This is a genomic window from Wenyingzhuangia sp. (assembly GCF_039768515.1).
Classification (GTDB): domain Bacteria; phylum Bacteroidota; class Bacteroidia; order Flavobacteriales; family Flavobacteriaceae; genus Wenyingzhuangia.
This window is the reverse complement of record NZ_JBDNAI010000145.1, coordinates 1-3,467: the sequence shown is the minus strand read 5'-3', so window position 1 is coordinate 3,467 and position 3,467 is coordinate 1. Positions and strand designations below refer to the sequence as shown.

General features: G+C 33.0%; 3 protein-coding genes. All 3 read left to right on the top strand.

The genetic code is table 11. The features are described 5' to 3' along the window. A partial coding sequence (locus tag ABF281_RS08950; RefSeq protein WP_347181333.1) for a hypothetical protein occupies positions 1-270 on the top strand: 270 nt, incomplete at its 5' end. 8 nt (positions 271-278) lie between these two features. Then, positions 279-1,958, top strand: coding sequence for a hypothetical protein (locus ABF281_RS08945; protein WP_347181332.1), 1,680 nt, complete (start codon positions 279-281; stop codon positions 1,956-1,958). Positions 1,959-1,960: 2 nt separating this feature from the next. Further along, on the top strand, positions 1,961-3,304 hold the full coding sequence (locus tag ABF281_RS08940) for a deoxyguanosinetriphosphate triphosphohydrolase (protein WP_347181331.1): 1,344 nt from the start codon (positions 1,961-1,963) through the stop codon (positions 3,302-3,304). The last annotated feature ends 163 nt before the right edge of the window (positions 3,305-3,467 follow it).

Genomic DNA, 3,467 nt, shown 5'->3' with positions numbered 1-3,467 from the left:
GCTAGAGAATTTCAAGGCTATAAATATTGGGGAGTTAGAGGATTGTTACTCATGGCAAAAAACTTTCATGCGTTAAAAGATGATTTTCAAGCTAATTTTATTTTGAATAATTTGATTAAAAATGCTACTGAATTTAAAGAGATAATGCAGGAAACCCAAAGATTATTACTAGAGTACAAAATAAACGAGACCAATGGTGAAGTCAATGCATATGAAGCAACAACAAAAGCTTTAAAAATAAAGAAAAACGAACTGATCTCAGAAGTATAAATTAAAATATGATGAAAAAACAATGCATGGTATTCTTATTGTTAATGACTGTTTTTGTTGCCTTTGCACAAGACGAACAAAAAGAAATTAAAAAAGAAGAGGTAGTCGTAGAGTTTTCATTTAGGCCAACACTTTCGGATGTCTTTAAGTTAAAAACATCTCCAGAGGCAAACGTATATTTTGAAAAAAAGGAGATTACCTATCAAACCAAATCAAAAGTTGTTCTGTCAGATTTTATACCTACACCCAAGAAAGTGATCTATGTAAATATTGATGAATCAAAACCAACCAATTTTTACAATTATGTTTATGGTGCTACTGGAAGTTATGGGAATAGTGAGTTTGAGTTCTTTATACAGCCCAAAAAAAATAAAAAAGCTATTCAATACGGAATTGGTCTTACAAGTTACCATACACAAAATGGGATCAACAACAAACAGGTAGACAATGGTCAATGGAAATTAGATTTAGATCTTTACCTAGCTAAAGAAGAGAAGAAATTAGATTGGAGAGCAGAGATTAATTTTCAGAATAATGTAGTGCATTGGTATGGACTACCTAATGCTACTAGTATAGATAACGGAAATAAAAACATACAACAGACATATAAAGATTTTAGCTTTGCAGGAAAGGTCAATTATAAGAATGTTTTTTTACAGAACATTACTCCCTCGCTTCGGTTTTTTTCAGACGATATGAACAGTTCTGAAGTTAACCTCAATGTTGAAACTGAATTAAACCATACGCTACTTGGGAATCACATTCAAGCAAAAGTTGACGTTCAATATTTAAACGGACATTTCGATCAAAGTTTTGACAATCCATCCAGTATCAATTATAGTTTTTTCAATATTGGGATTACACCGTCATACAGATATAAAACTACTGATTTTAAGATGACTACTTCATTAGGGTTGTATTTAAATAGTAGTCAAGAGAAAGCTAAAACCAACTTTTTGCTTTTGCCAAAGGTGCAAATTGATGTGGCTTTGATCAAAGATATTATGAGCTTAAGGGGTGGGGTTAGAAGCGAGTTAAATCAGAATTCTTACGCGAGTTTAGTTTCAGAGAATCCGTTTGTGTCTCCAACGTTATCAATCGAAACTACTCATGTTTTTTTCGATTTGTTTACGGGATTGGATGGTTCTTTGTCAAAAAACATAAGGTATGAGTTAGAGGGAAGTTATAGAAGTATTAACAATCAACCATTGTTTTTATACAACAGTCGTAAAGATATGGTCAAAAAGGCTTACGAGAGAGGGAATAGTTTTGGCGTGGTTTATGACGATGTAAATATACTTTCCTTTAAAGCAAACGTAGAAACCCTTCTTTCTGCATATTTTAAAGTAGGAGGTTTATTTGTGCTAAATAATTTTGAGACAGAAACCCAAAATAAGGCATGGAATATGTCTGGAGTTGAATTATCATCCTATGTTAACTTTCATAAGGGCAATTGGGTTTCTCAATTAGGGATTAATTATGTAAATGGAAGATATAGTTTGGTGGAAAACGAAACGGTAAAACTACGAGGTTTTTTAGATTTGAATTTAAAGACAGGATATGAAGTCAATAAAAAGTTAAAAGCACATTTCAATCTGTACAACATATTAAATAATAATTACGAATTATACACCAACTATCAGGTGCAAAGAGCACAAGCGTTAATTGGGTTATCATACAAATTTTAAACATGAACTGGGAACAATTATTATCGTTAAAAAGAGCAGGAGATACTGATAAGCGCTTTAGAAAAGATCAAGATGAAACTAGACTTGGGTTTGAAGTAGATTTTGATAGAATTGTCTTTTCTTCTCCGTTTAGAAGTTTACAAGATAAAACACAAGTGATCCCATTATCTGACACTGATTTTGTACATACAAGACTAACCCATAGTATGGAAGTTTCCGTGGTGGGACGTTCTTTAGGAAGAGTTGTAGGTAAACAGTTGTTAAAAAGGCATCCACATTTAACAGATTTGGGCTACACATTTAACGATTTTGGTTCTATCGTCGCTGCTGCAGCTTTATCTCATGATATTGGAAACCCTCCTTTTGGTCACAGTGGAGAACAGTCCATAGGGGAATATTTTAACTCTGGTAAAGGACTTAGATTTAAAAGTGATTTATCGGCTAAAGAATGGCAGGATCTAATTGATTTTGAAGGAAACGCAAATGGTTTTAAAATTTTAACACAGGATGGCCTAGGTGTTCAAGATGGATTAAGATTATCCTACGCGACATTAGGAGCCTTTATGAAGTATCCAAAAGAGTCCTTGCCGAAAAAAGCGACCAATCATGTTGTTGATAAAAAATTTGGATGCTTTCAGTCTGAGAAAGAAAAGTTTGTTGATGTTGCCGAAAATTTAGGTTTAAAGAAAATGAGATCGGGTCAAGATATTTCATATTTTAGACACCCTTTGGCATATTTGGTAGAAGCTGCTGACGATATTTGTTACACCATTATCGATTTTGAAGACGGTATCAATCTAGGTTTGGTTGATGAAGAGTTTGCTTTAGAGTATATGATTAAATTGGTGCAGCACAAAATTGATATTAAAAAGTATCATTCCTTAGGGCTTAAAAAAGATAGGGTAAGTTATTTACGTGCCCTGGCCATTAGCACTTTAATTGATGAAGCAGCGACTATCTTTATTGAAAATGAAACAGCTATCTTAGAGGGGTCTTTTGATAAGTCTTTGTTAGACAGGTGTAAGTATGAAGCACAGATTAACGACATTATCAATATCAGTATCGACAAGATATACAATAGCAAGAGTGTTTTAGAAAAAGAAGTAGCAGGCTACAAAGTTTTAGCAGATTTGTTAGAGGTTTTTATCAATGCGGTAAACAATACTTATTTGGGTAAAGCGTCAAATTACGACAAGCTAACGTTTATGTTGTTGCCACAAGAATTTAAACATGCCTCAGATTCTTTGTATGATCGTATTTTAGGAGTTTGTGCTTATGTTTCAGGCATGTCCGATAGTTACGCAATATTGGTCCATAAAAAAATCAGCGGTGTGATTGTTTCTTAAAAATAGCCAACACTTCTTACTGTAAAATAGGAACTAAATTTAAATAATTGTTTTCTTGCTGCTCTTGACTAATCCACTTAATATAAGCTGTTTATTGTCGTAGAAAGAATCACTTTGGCTCGTGTATTATAGATATTTTTGCTAAGTTAGAGTAAGAAAAAAT